This is a genomic window from Imbroritus primus, assembly GCF_964332355.1.
GTDB lineage: Bacteria > Pseudomonadota > Gammaproteobacteria > Burkholderiales > Burkholderiaceae > Imbroritus > Imbroritus primus.
The window spans coordinates 2,425,892-2,444,297 of record NZ_OZ201293.1 but is presented as its reverse complement, the minus strand read 5'-3'; the positions used below and the strand labels follow the sequence as shown (position 1 = coordinate 2,444,297).

Genomic DNA, 18,406 nt, shown 5'->3' with positions numbered 1-18,406 from the left:
GGTACGGAGACTGACATGACCCCACAATCCATCAAAACTGTAACTTTCGACAAGCCCGACCAGGGCGGTGCAGCCTGCGTAGCGCATGCCTGGGCCAAGGTGCCGCCGGCACTGACCCGTGATGAGCGCGAGGCGCTCAAGGCCCGTATCCGCACGCTGCTGAAGGAGCGCAATGCGGTGCTCGTAGCCCACTATTACGTGGATGCCGACCTGCAGGACCTGGCCGAGGAAACCGGCGGCTGTGTCTCCGATTCCCTCGAGATGGCGCGCTTCGGCCGCGACCATCCGGCGCAGACCTTGGTGGTTGCGGGGGTGCGCTTCATGGGCGAGACCGCCAAGATCCTGAGCCCGGAAAAGACCATCCTGATGCCCGACCTCGATGCGACCTGTTCGCTCGACCTCGGTTGCCCGGCCGATGAGTTCGCGGCTTTCTGTGACGCCCACCCGGACCGTACCGTGGTGGTCTACGCCAACACGAGTGCCGCCGTGAAGGCGCGCGCGGACTGGATGGTGACATCGAGCATCGGCTTGCAGATCGTGCAGCACCTGCATGAGCGCGGCGAAAAAATCCTGTGGGCGCCTGACCGTCATCTGGGCAGTTATATCCAGAAGCAGACCGGTGCCGACATGCTGTTGTGGCAGGGCTCGTGCCTGGTGCATGATGAATTCAAGAGTGTCGAACTCGATATCCTGCGTGCCGAGCATCCCGGCGCCAAGGTGCTGGTCCATCCGGAATCGCCGGAAGCCGTGGTGGCGCAAGCAGACGTGGTTGGCTCGACCTCGCAACTGATCGCTGCTGCCCAGACTCTCGATGCCAGGGAGTTTATCGTCGCGACCGACAACGGCATCCTGCACAAGATGCGCATGGCGGCGCCGGGCAAGACATTCATTGATGCTCCGACCGCCGGGAATGGTGCCACCTGCAAGAGCTGCGCACATTGCCCGTGGATGGCGATGAATGCGCTCACCAATCTGGCCGAGGTGCTGGAAACCGGCAGAAACGAGATCCATGTCGATCCGGAGATCGGCCGTCAGGCCCACACCTGTATCGACCGCATGCTGACCTTCGCGGCGGCGCAAAAGGCCAATATGCGTCCGGTCAGTGACCTCGCCAAGGCGCAGGAGAATTTCCAGGGAATCGGTCCGGCATGAGCACAGCAGACACCATCTTTGCATCCTATGGTCCGGCCCTGCAGGCCGCTTTGGCCGGCAACGTCGCCGCGGCAATTGCCGAGGACGTAGGTACCGGCGATGTCACAGGCTTGCTGGTCCCTGCGGACAGCATCGTGCAGGCACGCGTACTGGTGCGCGAAGCTGCTGTGCTGTGCGGCCGGCCCTGGTTCGATGCGTGCATGCGCGCGGTCGATCAGGCCCTTGAAGTACGCTGGTTGCAAGAAGAGGGTGCCGCCCTCCAGCCGGATACCGTGGTCTGCGAAATCAGCGGGCCTGCGCGTTCATTGCTCACGGCCGAACGGCCTTCGCTGAATTTCCTGCAGCTGCTGTCCGGCGTGGCGACGGCGACTCATCGCTATGCCCAGGTCATTGCCGGTACGCGGGCGCGCGTGCTCGATACGCGCAAGACCCTGCCAGGCCTGCGGCTGGCGCAGAAGTATGCGGTACGGATCGGCGGCGGTGACAATCAGCGTCTGGCGCTGTATGACGGCATCCTGATCAAGGAAAACCATATTGCCGCGGCTGGTGGCGTCACGGCAGCCGTGCGCGCGGCCTATGCGCTGGGGCGCGACGTGCCGGTCCAGGTCGAGGTCGAGACGCTGGAGCAGCTCGACGAGGCCCTGGCCGCCGGTGCGACCTCGGTGCTGATCGACAATTTCACGCGCGAGCAGATGGTCGAAGCTGTACGGCGCAACGCTGGCCGGGCCCTGCTGGAAGTCTCGGGCGGGGTGAATATCGACACCATTCGTGGCTTTGCCGAAACCGGTGTCGACCGGATCTCGGTCGGCAGCCTGACGAAAGACATCAAGGCCACCGACTATTCGCTGCGCGTTGTCGGTTAATGCGCCAGTTGACTCGCCGGTGCATTCATCGGCCAACGCTGTGGCCAATTCGCAGGCTACCGTGCCCGCCAGTGGCTAGTGCTTGATCGTCGACCGCCCGGCCTTGCGATGACTGGGCTGCCGCACGGTCGGCAGCGCCTTGGGCAAGGTATCGGCATAGTCGCGGCTGAAGTGCAACCCGCGGCTTTCGTGGCGTGACAGCGCGCTGTCGACGATCAGCGACGCGACTTCCACCAGATTGCGCAACTCCAGCAGATCGCGGCTGACCCGGAAGTTGGCGTAGTACTCGGCAATCTCTTCGCGTAGCAGATGGATGCGGTGCTGTGCCCGTTCCAGGCGCTTGTTGGTGCGTACGATGCCGACGTAGTTCCACATCATGCGGCGCAACTCGTCCCAGTTGTGCGAGACCACCACCTCTTCATCAGGATCGCTGACACGGCTTTCATCCCACGCCGGCAACGTGATGTCGGGGCACGCCTCGGGCGGATGCGCAAGGATATCGTGGGCTGCGGCGCGGCCGATCACCATGCATTCCAGCAATGAGTTGCTGGCGAGGCGGTTGGCGCCATGCAGCCCGGTATAGGCGGTTTCGCCCACCGCGTAGAGGTGGCCGATGTCGGTGCGACCCAGTGTGTCGGTAATGATGCCGCCGCAGGTGTAGTGCGCTGCCGGTACCACCGGGATAGGCTGGCGCGTGATGTCGATGCCCAGTTCCAGGCAGCGGGCGTAGATCGTGGGGAAGTGTTCCTTCAGGAACTCCGGCGGCTGGTGGGTGATATCCAGCAACACACAGTCGAGGCCGCGCTTCTTGATCTCGAAGTCGATGGCGCGGGCGACGATGTCGCGCGGCGCCAGCTCCGCGCGTGGATCATGCGCCGGCATGAAGCGCGTGCCGTCCGGCAGCTTCAGCAGGCCACCTTCGCCGCGTACTGCTTCCGAAATCAGGAACGACTTGGCAAACGGGTGATAGAGACAGGTCGGGTGGAACTGGATGAATTCCATGTTGGCCACGCGGCAACCTGCCCGCCACGCCATTGCCGTACCGTCGCCGGTCGCGGTGTCCGGGTTGGTGGTGTACAGGTACACCTTGCCCGCGCCGCCCGTGGCGAGCACCGTCTGGCTGGCCGTGATGGTGATCACTTCCTCGTTTGCATCGTCCAGCACGTACAGCCCGTAGCACTGGTTGCCCGGCAGGCCTAGCTTGGCGGAGGTGATCAGGTCGACTGCGAAATGCTGCTCCAGCAATGTGATGTTCGGGTGCTGGCGTACCTTCTCGATGAGGGTCGATACCACGGCATGCCCGGTGGCATCGGCTGCGTGGATGATGCGGCGGTGGCTATGTCCACCTTCCCGCGTGAGATGGAAGCCCAGTTCCGCCTGGGTATCGGGCGTGAAGGGCACGCCCAGTTCGATCAGCCACTCGATGGCCTCGCGTGCGTGCTCCACGATGTAGCGCGTGGCGGCTTCGTCGCACAGCCCGGCGCCGGCCGTCAATGTGTCGTCGATATGGTTGGCGTGGCTGTCGCTGGAATCGAGCACGGCGGCGATCCCGCCCTGAGCCCAGTCGCTAGCCCCTTCCGACAACGTACGCTTGCTGATGATGGCAACCTTGCGGGTCGCGGCGAGTTGCAGGGCAACGGTCAGTCCGGCCAGGCCGCTGCCGACGATGGCCACATCGAAATTCATCATGTCTGGATGGGCCGTGTGCGCAGGCCCGTATTAGGCGGGTTGATTCAGTCTCCAGGCCGCACTGTGGCTGGCCAGCGGGGTTCAGTGTAACTCAGGATGGGCCGGTTGCGCATCTGCGCGGTGTCTGCAGGCCGCACGTCCTCACGGATGAACCCCGATCATGTCCCGGCATGCGACGTAGAAGGGGGCGCCGGCTCAATCGCAGTTCTGCAGCTCGAAGATCGCAAAGCCAATGCGGTTGATTTCCGCCTCGACCGAGGGCGAGGCAAATCCCGCATGGCAGAAGCGGCACTCCTGGGCCTGCAGGGTATCGGCGGGGATGCCTTTCGCCCTGAGGTAGCGGTGTGCATGCGTGAGCACGGCATCCTTGTTCCTGTCCGGCTCCTGGTCGCGCACGACGATGTCGAAATGCATCATGCGTCCGTCGGGCCGCAGAACATGAGTGTCAAAGACGGCAATGTTCATCTGGCGTTTCCTCTACAGCAGACCGGTAGATGGTATGCGATGCGCGGCGGGCTTGCCTCGCGACGGCCGGGATGCCTGGTATGACTTTCCAGCGGGCGGGTTGGTCGGCCTCCGGTGTGGTGCCCACGAGAGCCGTGGCATTAAAGGGGTCGTGCGATTGGCAGCAGAGTGGCCTGCTACCGGTTAGCAAACAGGGGGCAACAAGCGGTTGCTAACAAACAGCGGTGACAAAACGGTGGTGACAAACAGCAGGCAACAAAAAATTGCTCATGTCAAGCCCTGGCCCGGAATTTCCAGGGTTTGAAATCATAAGCAGGGCAATAGGTTAGCTCTGTTTTGGGCCACTTGAAGTGACTGCTGCGTCGTGGGCTAGGTGCCACATAAGAGCGTCGGGAGAGAAAGCCGGATCGCACTTGGTCGTGCTGGATTGCCGGGAGGCGGCGGGCTTGTCGCACCATGATAGCCCAAGTGGCTTCGCAGCATCCAGAACGAAGAACGCGCAGCCGAAGGCTGCGCGTTCGATGAATGCCGTTGGATGGCACGCGACGCCATCAGGCCGGTTTCGTTGGCGCGCTCCGTATCGCCGAGCCCTTCCTGAATCCCCTGTCCCCCGCCATGAAGGCTTCCAGCATGTACGGAATCAGCGTCATGGCATCGACCACCTCGCCATACGCTTGAGCGTGCAGCGCGGCGTAGCAGTCGAGGTCGGCCTTGAGGCTGGCCGGGCACGAGAACGTGAGCTTCGTGCTCTCAGTCTTGGGAAGCGGCCCGAGCCGCAGCTTCTTGGTGGTGTTCATCGCATTGCTCCCCGGTTGAAGAACATTGGCTGGTACGGTCGCAGCACCAGATCGCGGTTGACGATGATCCGCACCGGCAGGCCCGGCCGCTCCGTCAAAGTCGGCTGGATGTTCATGTTGCGCCTGGTCATCTCCTGGCCCACCTGGTTGATGCTGTCTTGTGCGCTGTCGCGCCCAGCGATCACGATGCGGTTGCCGTTCTGCCGGTTCTCCGGCGCGGCCAGCTCGGCACCCACGCCCAGCAATGTGGTCAGCGCCGCACCGGCAAAGACGCGATCCCAGTGCCAATCGACACCATCCTCCAGGCCGGCATAGCCGGCCGGATCGGTGCCCGCGAGGTTGTCGAGCTTCAGCGAAGACGTGTCCGGCAGGATGATTCGGTTCCACACCACCTGCACGCGGCTTTGCCCGTAGCTCACCTGGCTGTTGTACTTGCCCAGGATGCGCGATCCCTGCGGGATCAGCAGGAACTTGCCCGTCGCCGTGTCGTAGACCGGCTCCGTCACCGTGGCGATCACGTCGCCCGGCAAATCAGACTTGATGCCCGTCACCAGCGCACCGGCGATCACCGTTCCCGCCATGACCTGATACGGCGAGGACGGCATTTGCAGACTGGTGGAATTACGGGTTTCCGTAGAGGCGCCTTTCAGGAAAGCCTCTTTCTGGTTTTGCCGGTTCTGCACGGCGGTTGGGTCGGCAGGCTGGGCCGCCGTCGAGGCCGGGCCAGCGGCCAGCGGGTCGAAGCCCGCCAAGGCCGATGCCGGGCCAGCTGCTTGCGCGGTCGCTGGCGCTGCGGTCTTGCCGGGAGTGCCTGAGCGGAAAAACACCGACGAGGCTGCGGCTGCTTCGGCCTCCTTGCGCCGCGCATCCTCCGGGTCATGACCCGGTGGCGCATAGGTCGGCGTCACCGGCTGCTGCGACTTCACGATGGCCGGGCCAAGGTCGCCGGGCAGCGGCGGCCCCAGCTCCGGCACCTTCGGCAGCTTGGAGTAGTCGGAGGGCAAGCCATCCAGCCCTTCAGACTTCGACACGCGATCGACGTTGTACAGCTCGGTCCGCTCGCCTGCGCCGCGCCGATGTGACTGCAATGACCAGATCGTGGCTCCCAGCACGGCGACCGACAGGCCGCCGGTGAGCATGGCCAAGGTGCGCCGGTTCAGGCGCGTTACCGGGCGCGGCTGGGCGCGCAGCGCCACCGCCTCGGGCGCGACCTTGCCCGCCTGCGCCGCAAGATCAGGGGAGTCGTCCTGGCTCATGGTCAGTTCCTCCGCGTTCCGTCCGTGCGCTCGATCCGAACCACATCGCCCTTGTCACCGCCCAGGCGCAACTCGGCCGCGCCGAACAGGCGATCCACGATGTAGTACGGCGAGCGGAAGCGGTAATTCACCAGTTGCCCATCGCCCTGCGCGCCGATGACGAACAGCGGCGGCAACTCGCCTTGCGCGATGCCAGCGGGGAACTGGATGTAGACCTTCTCGCCATCGTCGAAGGCGCGCAGCGGCTTCCACGGCGGGTTGCTGCCGCTGACCGCGTAGCGGAAACGGATCTTCTCCAGCGACAGGCCAGCATCGACCGGCGCGGCGGCGCTGGCCGCCTGCGCCTGGCGCTGCAAGGCCAGCATCTTGTCCTTGGGGTACTCCCAGGACACCGACGCCATCCACGTCTTCTCGGTCGAGGTCAGCTCCAGCAGGTACGTCCTGCGGCTGGTCGTGATGACCAGATTCGTCTTCAACCCCGAGCGGATCGGCTTGACCATCACGTTGACGCGCAACGCATCGCCGCTGCCGCTCGATGTATCCCCGACGATCCAGCGCACGGTATCGCCGGCGGCCACCGTCACCAGATCTTCACCGGGCTGGAGCGCGATCACCGTCACGCGGCCCACTGCCGCATAGACCTGGTACAGCGCCCCATCCGTGAAAGGCCACACCTGAATTGCGTTGACGTACCCCTCGCGCGTGGGTGCAATGCGCGCCTCGGCGTTGGCGCGGGACACGCGCACGGTTTCATCGGCGGGTTCTGGGGCGGGCTTGGTATCCGGCACAGGTTTCATTTGCGCCGGCATCGGCAGCACCTGTGGCACGGCCACCACCTCCACCGGCGCAGGCGGCTCCGGCAGCGGCTGGGCCTGCACCGGCTCATCGAGCGAAATGGACGGCGGCGGCTTGCCCTGCGTGGCGCAGCCCGCGAGGGCAAGCAACATGATCGGCAAGGCGGATTTACGGAAAAGATCATTCATGGTTTTGCTCCTTCGTTTCCTTCCAGTTCGCGGCTCCACGACAGCCCGTTGACGTAGATGCCCAAGGGGTTCTTGCGCACCCGCTGCTCGGTGCGCGGCGTCTGCTGCACGATGGAAACCACCGCGTTCCAGCGCTCGGTGCGATCCAGCGCACCGTTGACAAAGCGCGTCTCCGTCCAGCGCACGTTGAAAGACGTGTCGCTGGCGCGCGTCACGCTGCTGATCTGCACCGTCACCGACTCCTTGCCGATGCGCGTGAACGGATCGGCCACCCGCGCGTACTCGTTGAGCACGACCGCCCCCTTGTCGGTCGTGTAGTCGTAGGCATCCAGCCAGTTCTGCCGTACCACGATGGGATCGATGGACAGCGAGCGCACCAGGCCGATGAAGCGGCCCAGGTGGTAGGCAATCTGCGCATCGCTGGGCCGGTACGGCGTGGCGGCTTCGCCGACGGCACGCACCTGGCCCGCGTTGTCTACCTCGATGACGTAGGGCGTCACGATGGACTGCGCGGAACGCCAGACCAGGCCGCCGGCCATCAGCACGGCCAAGGTGAGGCAGCCAAAGGCCAAGAAGCGCCAATTCCTGGCCTGCACGCGGGCCGAGCCGATGCGCTCGTCCCAGACCTGAGCTGCGGATTGGTACGGAGTGGCAGGCTGCGGCGTGTCGGCGTAGCGCACCTGCGGTCGTTTGAATCGCATGGAAGTTCTCCTCATGAATCGGAATCACGCAGGCTTGGCCCCTGGCTGGAGCTGCCACCGTCGCCGCCGCGCAGCGTGTGGGCGGCGGTCGTAGCGGCATGGGTGAGCTGTTGCCTTCGATGCAGGCGCTTGGCCCAGGCGGGTTGTTCGGCAGACGGAGCCGATCCGGCAGCGTCAGGGCCGGCGGGTGCGGCGCCGGAGGCTGGCGCGTCATCGGGCCGAAAGGCCGCCGCCATGCGCTCCTTCATCGAGCGCGCCCCATCGGCCACCTTCCGCCCGGCCGCCTGCGCGCCAGTCTTGGCGACATTGCCCACGCCAGCAGCGGCACCCTTCAGGCCGCCACCGGCCGAAGCGGAGCCCGCCTGGTACGCCGACCTGGCGCTGCTGGCGGTCGATGCCATCGAGCGAGCGGCGGCGGGTGCCATGCGCGCCCCGGCCGCCACGGCACTTCCGACGCCCGTAGCCGCGGCACCGACCGCCACAGCGGTTCCGGCTGCGCCGATGGCGGCACCGGCCATCGCGCCCGCGCCGAGCTGCGGCCCGCCGGACACCAAGCCAGTTGCAATGCCCGGCCCGAAGATGCCCAGCGCCAGCAGGGACAGCGAAGCCAGCATGATGACCAGCGCCCGGTCGATCGAGGGCTCCGAGCCTGCCGGTATGTTGAACTCGGAGAACAGGCCCGAGCCAATGCCCACGATGACGGCCAGCACCAGCACCTTGATGCCCGACGACACCACGTTACCCAAGACCTTCTCGGCCAGGAACGCCGTCTTGTTCCAGAGAGCGAACGGCACCAGCACGAAGCCCGCCAGCGTGGTCAGCTTGAACTCGATCAGCGTGACGAAGAGCTGCACCGCCAACACGAAGAAGCTGACGATGATCACCAGCCACGCGAAGAACAGTACGACGATGGGCGCGAGGTGGATGAACACCTCGGGGAAGCCCGACAGCCCCTTGATCTGGTCGAGGATCGGCGCCGCTGCGTCGATACCGGCCTTGGCCAACCGTCCCGGCTGCAAGAAGTTGCCCATGCTCAGGCTGGAGCCGCTGGCCGTCAGGCCCAAGCCCGCGAAGGAGCGGAACACCACGCTGGCCAGCATGTTGAAGTTGCCGATGATGTAGGCGAAGGCACCGACGTACAGCACCTTGCGGATCAGCTTGGCGATCACGTCCTCGCCCTGGCCGGTGGCATGGCCCATCGCCCAGAACAACCCGGCGAGCGTCATGTCGATGACGATCAGCGTGGCCGTGAGAAACGCCACCTCGCCATGCAGCAGCCCAAATCCCGAGTCGATGTAGCGCGAGAACACATCGAGGAAATGGTCAATGATCGAAATGTCATTCATGGCAAGTCCTCCTGCCCAGGCGAGGCCGTTGCCACCGCATTGCGGTCCTCGGCGGGTTCATCGAAGCTGGGCGGAATCGGCGGCAGATCGGCCAGCGTCCGGTACTCATCCGGCCCGGCCAGGCCGGAGAGAAAGCGGCGCAAATCGGCCTGGGCCACCTGCGCGCAAGACGCGCCGTCGAGCTGGCCCGCCCGGCATTGCTCCTTGAGCAAGCGCAGCCGCGACGGATCTGCCGAGAGCGCATCGACCGAAGGCACCTCCTGCTGGCCGCAGCCGGCCAGCAGGAGCACAAAACCGCAGAGAGCAGGCGCGCGGGTCATGGCAGCACCCGTCAACGGCTGTAGAAATCGACGGACTGCGGCGTGTACGGCGTGCCTTCACCCAGGAAGCGCCGGTTCACCTCGCGGCCTCGCTCCACAGCGGCGGCCTGCCGCGCCAGTTCCAGCGAAGCGGCACGATCCTGGGTGATGCTCAGGCGCTGCGTCTGGATGGACTGCTTGGCCTGCAAGGCCAGAAGCTGGTTCATGGCCTGCATCGCCTGCAAAGCGCCCACGGCCGACTGGCTCTTGCCCACGAGGTCGGCCAGCACGCCTTCGTCGTCGCTCAGGTTCTGCGACGCCTGGGCCTGCATCTGCATGGTGGTCTGCAGGCCGCTGAGCGTGTTCTTCCAACGCTCCTGCGCGTCGCGGTACATCTGATTGCCGCTGACGGTGGCGGCGTACTGCTCCGGGTACAGGCGCTGGAACTCCCGATCCAGATTGGTCACGTCATAGGCCAGGCCCTTGGCCTGCGCGATCAGCCGCTGCGTGGTCGCCAGGTTGGCGCGCAACTGGCCCACTACGCTGGACGGCAGGCTGGCGAGGTTGCGCGCCTGGTTGATGAGCATCTGCGCTTCGTGCTGGAGCTGCTTGATCTGGTTGTTGATCTGCTCCAGCGTGCGGATCGCGGTCAGCGTGTTCTGCACGAGGTTCGTAGGGTCGATCACGACCCATTGCGCCTGCACGGCGGTAGCGGTGCAAAGCATGGCCGCGACGGCGGCGGCGAGAAGACGCTTCTTCATGATGGGTTCTCCTTGGGGTGGGTGGACGGGAACGAGGACAGCAGTTCGGCCGCCCAATGCAGGCCGCGGTGGCGCAGCCAGGCGGCTGCGAACGGGGTGGATGCAGATGTAGCGGCGAGCACCGCGTCGATGTCGCGCTGGTCTTGCGGCGTGGAAGCACCCGCGAAGGCCAAGGTCGCGGCGCCCAGGTCGAGGTCGAACAGGCGGTTGCCGAGACGGGATTGGTAGTAGTAGTCGCGCTTGGGCTGCGCGGTGGCGACGATTTCGATCTGGCGCGAGTTCAGCCCGAAGCCTTCGTAGATAGCCCTGATCTGCGGCTCGGTCGCCTGCGGGTTGGGCAGGAAGATGCGGCTGGCGCAGCTCTCGATGATGGCCGGCGCGATGCTCGAATCCTTGATGTCGGCGAGGCTCTGCGTGGCGAAGATGACGCTGACGTTCTTCTTGCGCAGCGTCTTGAGCCACTGGCGGATGCGGGCCGCGAACACCGGGTCATCGAGAAACAGCCACGCCTCATCGAGGATCAGCAGCGTGGGCGCACCGTCAAAGCGTTCATCGAACCGGGCAAAGAGGTAGTGCAGCACGGCCATGACGGCGGCCTTGCTGTGCATCAGCTCTTCCATCTCGAAGCACTGCACGGCGCCGGAACCCAGGCGATCCGAATCCGCATCCAGCAGCTTGCCGTGGGCGCCGCCGAGCACGTAGGGCGCGAGCGCCTGGCGCAGCGCGTTCGATTGCAGCAGCACCGACAGGCCGGTCATCGTGCGCTGCTCCAGCGGAGCACCGGCGAGGCTGCCGAGCGCCGACCAGATAGCCGCCTTCTCGTCGGGGCCGACCGCCACGCCTTCGTGCAGCAAGCGGCCTTCGATCCATTCGGCGGCCCACGTGCGGTAGCCCTCACGGTCGATGCGCGCGAGTGGCTGGAAGGCGATTTCGCCATCCGTGCTCAGGTCGTAGTGTTCGCCGCCCAGGCCGAGGATCGCGGCCCGCATGGAGCGGCCCATGTCGAAGGCGAAGATGCGTGAACCGCGATAGCGGCGGAACTGCATCGCCAGCGTGGCGAGCAAGACCGACTTGCCCATGCCAGTCGGCCCCGCGACCAGCGTGTGGCCCACGTCGCCGATGTGCGTCACCAGCCGGAACGGCGTCGCGCCATCGGTGCGTGTGACGATCAGCGGCGGGCCGTCGAGGTGGTCGTTCTTCTCCGGCCCAGCCCATACCGCCGACACCGGCATCATGTGCGCCAAGTTCAGCGTCGAGACGATGGGCTGGCGCACGTTGGCGTAGGCGTTGCCGGGGAGCGAGGACAGCCAGGCATCCACGGCATTGAGCGTTTCAGGGATGGTGACGAAGCCCCGACCCTGGATGACGCGCTCCACCATGCGCAGCTTCTCGTCTGCGACGGCAGCGTCCTCGTCCATGACGGTGACGGTCGCCGTCAGATAGCCGAAGGCGACTTGATCGCCGCCCAGCTCCTGCAAGGCAGCGTCGGCATCGGCGGCCTTGTTGCTGGCGTCGGTATCGACCAGCGGGCTTTCCTGCTGGAAGATCGTTTCGCGCAGCAGCGCGATGACGTTCTTGCGCTTGGCGAACCACTGGCGGCGCAGGCGTCCCAACTCCCGTTCCGCCTCGGCTTTGTCGAGGCACAGGAAGCGCGTGCTCCAGCGGTAGGCAAAGCCGAGGCGATTGAGGTCGTCCAGAATCCCCGGCCAGGTCGAGGTCGGGAAACCCCGCACCGACACCACGCGCAGGTGCTGGTCGCCCAGCATGGGCGCCAGGCCACCGACCAGCGGCGAGTCTGTCAGCAGCGCGTCGATGTGGAACGGCACTTCGGGCACGCCCACGCGATAGCGCCGCGTCGAGATGGTCGCGTGCAGGTAGGTCAGCGTCTGCGCGTCATCGAGCCAGTCAATTTCCGGCATCACGCCGTCGAGCAGGTCAAAGACGCGATCCGTCTCCGCGACGAAGGCTTGCAGCCGCTCGCGCCAGCCCACGCCATTCGTCGGCGTGTTCTCGTAGAGCATCTTGGCTGCACGGGCGCGGGATTCTTCCGGCGGCAGGTAAAGCAGCGTCAGGTGATAGCCGCTCTCGAAGTGATTGCCCGATTCCTCGAAGGCGGCCCGGCGTTCTTCCTCCACCACCCACGAAAGCGGCTCGGGAAACTCCGAGTGCGGATAATCGGCCGCAGGCCGGCGCTCGGCTTCGATGAATAGCGCCCAGCCCGATCCCATGCGGCGCAGCGCGTTGTTCAACCGCGCCGACGTGGCGATCAGCTCGCCTTGCGTCGCGCTGTCGAGGTCAGGCCCGCGAAACCGGGCCGTGCGCTGGAAACTGCCGTCCTTGTTCAAGACGACGCCCGGCGCGACCAGCCCGGCCCAGGGCAGCCAGTCGGCAAGCAAGGCCGGGCGCTGGCGGTATTCGGCGAGGTTCAGCATCGCGGCGTCCTCCCCTCACACGTCCAGCAGCGGGCGGTGCTTGATGTGCCGGGCGAAGACCTGCATGAACTGCGGATCGACGCGCGCACCCCACACCGCCAGCGAATGGCCGACGATCCAGAGCACCACGCCGGGAATCCACAGTTGCAGGCCCAGCCCGACGGCGGCGGCCAGCGTGCCGTTGGCGATCGCCACAGTGCGCGGCGCACCGCCCAGCAGAATCGGCTCGGTCAGCGAGCGATGCAGCGGCACCTCGAAGCCGTCCGCGAAGGTGTCCGGGGCACTCATACGACGGCCCCGCCGGAGAAGCTGAAGAACGACAGAAAGAAGCTCGACGCCGCGAAGGCGATGGACAGGCCGAAGACGATCTGGATCAGCTTGCGGAATCCGCCGGACGTGTCGCCGAACGCGAGCGCGAGGCCCGTGGCGATGATGATGATGACCGCGACGATGCGCGCCACCGGCCCCTGGATGGATTCGAGGATGGATTGCAGCGGGCCTTCCCACGGCATCGAGGAACCGGCGGCCTGCGCGGTTCCGGCCAGGAACAACAGCAGCGCGGCCAGCAGCAGCCCTTGCCCCGCAGGGCGGGCCAGGCAGCGCAGCCGCGCAAGACGCAAAGCCGGATTTGCAGAAAAACGGAAAGCAGGAATGGTCATCTGCGTCATGGCAGTTCTCCAAGTGAGTGAGGGGATGGGGAAGTCGCCGCAGCGGGGGCGGCATCGGGACGTGGCGGCAGCTCGGGAAACGGCGTTTCCAGCGCGTCCGCCAATTGGTAGCCCACGCCGTCGAAGCCGACGACGCGGGCGATGCTCTCGATGCGGCGCTTGCGCCCGCGCCCGGCGATGTGGATCACCACGTTGACCGCCTCTGCGATCAGCGCACGCGGCGGGTTCACCGCCACTTCGAGAATCAGTTGCTCCAGGCGCAGCAGCGCGCCCAATGCGGAGCCGGCATGGATCGTGGCGATGCCGCCCGGATGGCCCGTGCCCCACACCTTGATGAGATCCAGCGCCTCGGCGCCGCGCACCTCGCCGACGACGACGCGATCCGGCCGCAGACGCATGGACGAGCGCACCAGTTCGGTCATCGACACCACGCCTGCGCGGGTGCGCAGGGGAACGTGGTCGCGGGCCGCGCATTGCAGTTCCACCGTGTCTTCGAGCACCAGCACGCGGTCGCCGGTGGCGGCGATTTCGGCCAGCAACGCATTGGCAAGCGTGGTCTTGCCACTGCTGGTGGCGCCGGCGATCAAGACGTTCTGCCGCTCGCGGACGGCGCGAACGAGAAAGCCCGCCTGCGCGCTGGTCATCATCCCGTCGATGACGTACCGCTCCAGCGGAATCACGCCGATGGCGCGCTTGCGCAGCGCGAAGGCCGGTCCCGGCGCGGCCGGCGGCAAGATGCCCTCGAAGCGTTCGCCCGTTTCGGGCAACTCGGCGGACAGCAGCGGCTGGCCGCGATGGACTTCCGCGCCGACGTGGGCGGCGACAAGGCGGATGATTCGCTCGCCGTCCGCCTCGGGCAGTTCCACGCCCATCGGCGCGCGTCCACTGGAAAGCCGATCCACCCAAAGGGTGCGATCAGGATTCAGCATCACCTCCACCACGTCCGGGTCTTCGAGCGCGGCGGCGATCAGCGGCCCCATCGCCGTGCGCAGCATCTGGATGCGGCGGTCGAGCGACGTGGCACTCATGGACTGCGGAACGGCGCTCATGACACACGCTCCTGCGCTTGCGCGGCTGCCGCCGCGTCCTCCATCCGCATCGGGTCGGGATGCAGCTCCTCCACCACGTCGCGCACCAGGCTTCGCCCGCGCAGCAGGTGGCGACCCAACTGTTCAACGAACTGCTCGAAGCGCGCTTTGCCCTGTGCGCGAGCGGCCTCTTGGTGCGCTTCGGGGACTGGCGTGCTGACCGTGAGGTAGTAGCGAATGAACAGCGCCAGCGTCTCGATCTGGATGTTCTGGTCGCGCTCCATGCGCTCGGCCTGGCGCGAGAGGCGATCCAGCCGCTTGGCGATGGCTGCCTCGCGCTGGTCGGCGGCATCGGGCGACAGCCACGATGCAAGCGCCGCCGCGACGATGGATGACTTGGACACGCCTTTCTTGGCGGCCAGCTCATCGAGCCGCTTGGCGTGCTCCGGCTGGATGAACAGGTTGAGGCGGTAGTGGCTCATAGCTCGATTCCGTCGTTGGGGTCGAGGGAAGCCAGCCGGGCCGTGCGCTGCATGGCTGGATCAAGCTGGCGCGGGAGGGGAAGCGGCAAATCGTCGTCGTCATCGAGCAGCCCGAGGTCGGCCGCGGGCGCAGCCAATTCGGGGTCGTAGGCGACGGTTTCGGATAGCTCGGGCTGGCGGCGCGGGCCGCCGTCGTCGGCCGTACCCAAGTTCTCCAGGCCATCGGCGGATGCCGTGGCTGGTGCGGCAGGCACGGCAGGAATCGCCAGCCCGCTCCAGGCGTCGGCGCGTGCCGGCGGCGCGTCGGCATACTGCCCGTCCGCCAGCGTGGGCGGCGGCAGCACGCGGCGCTTGAAATTGGCGTCCGCGTAGTAGCGCAGCTTCTTGGCCTTGATCGGTGCCACGCTGGACACCATCACCACGGCCTCGTCGGGTGGAAGCTGCATGACTTCGCCCGGCGTCAGCAGCGGGCGCGCGGTTTCCTGGCGCGACACCATCAGGTGGCCCAGCCACGGTGCGAGCCGGTGGCCCGCGTAGTTGCGCTGGGCGCGCAGCTCGGTGGCCGTGCCCAGCGTCTCGGAGATCCGTTTGGCGGTGCGCTCGTCGTTCGTGGCGAACGTCACGCGCACATGGCAGTTGTCGAGGATGGAGTGGTTTTGCCCATACGCCTTGTCGATCTGGTTGAGCGACTGCGCGATGAGAAAGCTGCGGATGCCGTAGCCCGCCATGAAGGCCAGCGCCGTCTCGAAGAAGTCCAGGCGCCCCAGCGCCGGGAACTCGTCAAGCATCAACAGCAGCTTGTGGCGGCGCTCGATGCCATCGGAGCCGTCGAGCGATTCGGTGAGGCGCCGCCCGATCTGGTTGAGGATCAAGCGAATGAGCGGCTTCGTCCGCGAAATGTCCGAAGGCGGCACCACCAGATACAGCGACACCGGATGCTCGGCTGCGATCAGGTCGGCAATGCGCCAATCGCACCGCGACGTGACTTCGGCCACCGTGGGATCGCGGTACAGGCCCAGGAACGACATGGCCGTGGACAGCACGCCCGAGCGTTCGTTGTCCGACTTGTTGAGCACTTCGCGCGCCGCCGAAGCGACGACAGGATGCGGCCCATCGCCCAAGTGCGGCGTGGTCATCATCCGGTGCAGGGTCAGCTCGAACGGGCTGGCCGGGTCGGAGAGAAAGTTGGCGACGCCGCGCAGCGTCTTGTCCTCGCCCGCGTAGAGCACATGCAGGATGGCGCCGACCAACAGCGCATGACTGGTCTTCTCCCAATGATTGCGCTTCTCTAGCGCGCCTTCGGGATCGACCAGAATGTCCGCGATGTTCTGCACGTCGCGCACTTCATGCGCGCCGCGCCGTACCTCCAGCAGCGGGTTGTAGGCCGCCGACTTCGCATCGGTCGGGTTGAACAGCAGGCAGTGGCTGAATCGGCTGCGCCAGCCGGCGGTGATCTGCCAGTTCTCGCCCTTGATGTCGTGGATGACGGCCGAGGCCGGCCAAGACAGGAGCGTCGGCACCACCAGACCGACCCCCTTGCCCGAGCGCGTGGGCGCGAAGGTCAGGACGTGTTCCGGGCCTTCATGCCGCAGGTACTGGCGGTCGTGCTGGCCGAGGAACACGCCGGCCGGTTGCGTGAGGCCGGCCTTGCGAATGTCATCCGCGTTCGCCCAGCGGGCCGAACCATAGGTCGTGACCAGACGCGACTGGCGCGAGCGCCAGATCGACATGCCGATGGCCACCAGCACGGCCACCAGGCCGCTGCCGCCCGCGATGGCACCGCCGATGTCAAAGATGCGCGGAGCGTAGGCATCGAAGAAGAACCACCACTCGAACAGCCGCCACGGGTGGTAGATCGGCGTACCCAAGAAATCGAACCAGGGCGAGCCAAGGCGTAGCTGATAGCCCAGAGCGGCGGCTGTCCATTGCGTGGCGCTCCACACCCCAGCGATCACGATGCCGAACACCACGGCAATCTGACCGAACAGCACGTTCGTTCCCTGCATCATCCAGCCTCCGATCGCAGCACAGGCATGTGCCGCCCTCGTGAGGATCAGTGCCGCTGGGCGTGCCGGTCAAAGACCGTTATCGGCATGTTGATGCCGCAAAAAGCATGGTTTCCGGCAGGGAAGAACTGGGGCGAAAGACCGCCACAACGGGCGCGCTGCTGCGCAGCGCGCAAAAAGGCGCAGGCACGCGCAGGTGCGTTGCGGCAAACCGACCATCAGAACTTCGGCGGTTCCTTCGGCGGCGTATAAGGCACCTTGCCGTCACCCAGGAAACGCCGGTTCGTCGCTTCGGCCACTCGGTTGCACAGCACGTCGCCCATCGTCGGACGATCCGTCTTGCACTGCTGGCGCAGTTCTCGCAAACGCACGGGGTCAGCAGCCAGTTGCTCCACGCTGGGCACGGCGGCGGGCTTGGACGGCTCAGACTTGCCGCAGGCGACCAGCAGAACTGCTAGCGACGACATAGCGATGATCTTGGATAGGTTCATGGCTTGAATCCTCCGAAGTGAAACGGGGCCAATGGCTAAGCGTCTCCCGGTACCAGGGCTTCGACCCGCTCGATAAAGCGGGCTAGCGCCTGCGACGGCTCGGCGTCGCGGCGCAGCAGATAGGTGGTGAGCATGGGCGACTTTCCCGCGAGCGGTCGGCCCACCACGCCCGGCTCGTGGCTGGAAGCGATGTGCGCGGCGCCTGCGAGCCCCAGCGCCAAGCCGGCCGACACGAAAGTCATCATCACGTCGAACGTGGCGACGTACTGTTCGATCAAGGGCTCCCGGTCCTGCTTGCGCAGGATGCGGTCGATCTGCTTGGCATGGCCTTCGCAAACTGCCGGGTCGCCCAGCACCAGGGGATGTTGCAGCACTTCATCCAGCGGTACCCGCCTGTGGGCCAGTAGTTCATGGCGCGCGGGCATGGCGACCATCAGCTCATCCTCCCAGGCGGGTTCGATGATGATGCCGTCGCCCACCTCGTCGGCCATCGAGAAGCCCGCGTCGTATAGATCGTCACGCAGGCCGCTGAGCTGCTGGGCCAGCGGCACCTCGAACAGGCGGATCTCGATCTCCGGGTCTTCCTCGCGGCAGCGCGCCAGCAGTGCCGGCAGGCGCGAGGGGCTGATGCCGTCGGACAGCGCCACGCGCAACCGGCCGTGAAAGCCATTGGCCGCTGCCTTCACGCTCTCACGCGCTTGGTCCAGCGCCAACAGCACGCGAGGCGCGTTCTCCATCAGCAGCTTGCCCGCAAGCGTCAGGCGCGTGCTGCGGCTGGTACGCACGAACAGTTGTGCGCCCAATTCTTCTTCCAATTCCCTGATGGCGCGCGACAGTGGTGACTGTTCGATATGCAGCCGCTCCGCAGCGCGGGCGAAGTGCAGCTCCTCAGCAACGGCCAGAAAGTACCGAAGGTGACGGAATTCCATGAGTCGATGTCCCTGTAAAGCTTGAAGGAGTCTGTCGTGGTGCCGTAACGGCGTTCAT

The 18,406-nt window shown here is 66.0% G+C and carries 19 protein-coding genes; 2 read left to right on the top strand and 17 right to left on the bottom strand.

The features are described 5' to 3' along the window. Positions 1–15: 15 nt before the first annotated feature. Both nadA and nadC read left to right on the top strand, forming a co-directional pair. Complete coding sequence (nadA, locus tag ACQ3C8_RS11215) at positions 16–1,152, top strand: quinolinate synthase NadA (protein ID WP_009523304.1); 1,137 nt, start codon at positions 16–18, stop codon at positions 1,150–1,152. Further along, the gene (nadC, locus tag ACQ3C8_RS11210; RefSeq protein WP_009523303.1) at positions 1,149–2,015 is read left to right on the top strand and encodes a carboxylating nicotinate-nucleotide diphosphorylase; all 867 of its coding nucleotides are present in this window, start codon (positions 1,149–1,151) and stop codon (positions 2,013–2,015) included. The genes nadA and nadC overlap by 4 nt, the downstream gene beginning before the upstream one ends. 75 nt (positions 2,016–2,090) lie before the next feature. On the opposite strand, the gene nadB is transcribed toward nadC, so the two are convergent. The 17 genes from nadB to ACQ3C8_RS11125 all read right to left on the bottom strand — a co-directional run bounded on the left by nadB (position 2,091) and on the right by ACQ3C8_RS11125 (position 18,348). After that, a complete protein-coding gene (gene nadB, locus ACQ3C8_RS11205; protein ID WP_428853068.1) occupies positions 2,091–3,701 on the bottom strand; it encodes an L-aspartate oxidase in 1,611 nt (536 codons plus the stop codon). 198 nt (positions 3,702–3,899) lie between these two features. Next, positions 3,900–4,169, bottom strand: coding sequence for a DUF2024 family protein (locus tag ACQ3C8_RS11200; RefSeq protein WP_009523301.1), 270 nt, complete (start codon positions 4,167–4,169; stop codon positions 3,900–3,902). Positions 4,170–4,720: 551 nt separating this feature from the next. Further along, the gene (locus ACQ3C8_RS11195) at positions 4,721–4,966 is read right to left on the bottom strand and encodes a DUF2274 domain-containing protein (RefSeq protein ID WP_038212423.1); all 246 of its coding nucleotides are present in this window, start codon (positions 4,964–4,966) and stop codon (positions 4,721–4,723) included. After that, positions 4,963–6,222, bottom strand: a complete 1,260-nt coding sequence (locus ACQ3C8_RS11190; RefSeq protein WP_038212420.1) for a TrbI/VirB10 family protein — start codon at positions 6,220–6,222, stop codon at positions 4,963–4,965. The genes ACQ3C8_RS11195 and ACQ3C8_RS11190 overlap by 4 nt, the downstream gene beginning before the upstream one ends. Before the next feature lie 2 nt (positions 6,223–6,224). Further along, complete coding sequence (gene trbG, locus ACQ3C8_RS11185; RefSeq protein WP_038212419.1) at positions 6,225–7,205, bottom strand: P-type conjugative transfer protein TrbG; 981 nt, start codon at positions 7,203–7,205, stop codon at positions 6,225–6,227. Next, positions 7,202–7,906, bottom strand: coding sequence for a conjugal transfer protein TrbF (gene trbF, locus ACQ3C8_RS11180; RefSeq protein WP_038212410.1), 705 nt, complete (start codon positions 7,904–7,906; stop codon positions 7,202–7,204). Before trbF ends, trbG begins: the two co-directional genes overlap by 4 nt. Before the next feature lie 11 nt (positions 7,907–7,917). Further along, positions 7,918–9,252: a P-type conjugative transfer protein TrbL gene (gene trbL / locus ACQ3C8_RS11175; RefSeq protein ID WP_038212405.1), complete on the bottom strand. Its 1,335-nt coding sequence runs from the start codon at positions 9,250–9,252 to the stop codon at positions 7,918–7,920. Then, positions 9,249–9,572 carry an EexN family lipoprotein gene (locus ACQ3C8_RS11170; protein WP_038212403.1) on the bottom strand — a complete coding sequence of 108 codons (324 nt, stop codon included), beginning with the start codon at positions 9,570–9,572 and terminating at the stop codon, positions 9,249–9,251. Before ACQ3C8_RS11170 ends, trbL begins: the two co-directional genes overlap by 4 nt. Positions 9,573–9,583: 11 nt before the next feature. Continuing rightward, on the bottom strand, positions 9,584–10,312 hold the full coding sequence (gene trbJ, locus ACQ3C8_RS11165) for a P-type conjugative transfer protein TrbJ (protein WP_038212401.1): 729 nt from the start codon (positions 10,310–10,312) through the stop codon (positions 9,584–9,586). Continuing rightward, a complete protein-coding gene (gene trbE / locus ACQ3C8_RS11160; protein WP_428851611.1) occupies positions 10,309–12,744 on the bottom strand; it encodes a conjugal transfer protein TrbE in 2,436 nt (811 codons plus the stop codon). Before trbE ends, trbJ begins: the two co-directional genes overlap by 4 nt. A 15-nt stretch (positions 12,745–12,759) precedes the next feature. After that, positions 12,760–13,032: a VirB3 family type IV secretion system protein gene (locus ACQ3C8_RS11155; RefSeq protein ID WP_003103993.1), complete on the bottom strand. Its 273-nt coding sequence runs from the start codon at positions 13,030–13,032 to the stop codon at positions 12,760–12,762. Further along, positions 13,029–13,412 carry a TrbC/VirB2 family protein gene (locus tag ACQ3C8_RS11150; protein WP_003103996.1) on the bottom strand — a complete coding sequence of 128 codons (384 nt, stop codon included), beginning with the start codon at positions 13,410–13,412 and terminating at the stop codon, positions 13,029–13,031. The genes ACQ3C8_RS11155 and ACQ3C8_RS11150 overlap by 4 nt, the downstream gene beginning before the upstream one ends. Beyond that, complete coding sequence (trbB, locus tag ACQ3C8_RS11145) at positions 13,409–14,461, bottom strand: P-type conjugative transfer ATPase TrbB (protein WP_260731236.1); 1,053 nt, start codon at positions 14,459–14,461, stop codon at positions 13,409–13,411. Before trbB ends, ACQ3C8_RS11150 begins: the two co-directional genes overlap by 4 nt. Next, a complete protein-coding gene (locus ACQ3C8_RS11140; RefSeq protein ID WP_260731235.1) occupies positions 14,458–14,922 on the bottom strand; it encodes a CopG family transcriptional regulator in 465 nt (154 codons plus the stop codon). Before ACQ3C8_RS11140 ends, trbB begins: the two co-directional genes overlap by 4 nt. After that, positions 14,919–16,928: a conjugal transfer protein TraG gene (locus ACQ3C8_RS11135; RefSeq protein WP_428853067.1), complete on the bottom strand. Its 2,010-nt coding sequence runs from the start codon at positions 16,926–16,928 to the stop codon at positions 14,919–14,921. The genes ACQ3C8_RS11140 and ACQ3C8_RS11135 overlap by 4 nt, the downstream gene beginning before the upstream one ends. Before the next feature lie 218 nt (positions 16,929–17,146). After that, positions 17,147–17,419, bottom strand: coding sequence for an EexN family lipoprotein (locus ACQ3C8_RS11130; protein ID WP_038212385.1), 273 nt, complete (start codon positions 17,417–17,419; stop codon positions 17,147–17,149). Positions 17,420–17,454: 35 nt separating this feature from the next. After that, positions 17,455–18,348, bottom strand: coding sequence for a LysR substrate-binding domain-containing protein (locus tag ACQ3C8_RS11125; protein WP_038212384.1), 894 nt, complete (start codon positions 18,346–18,348; stop codon positions 17,455–17,457). Positions 18,349–18,406 lie beyond the last annotated feature (58 nt).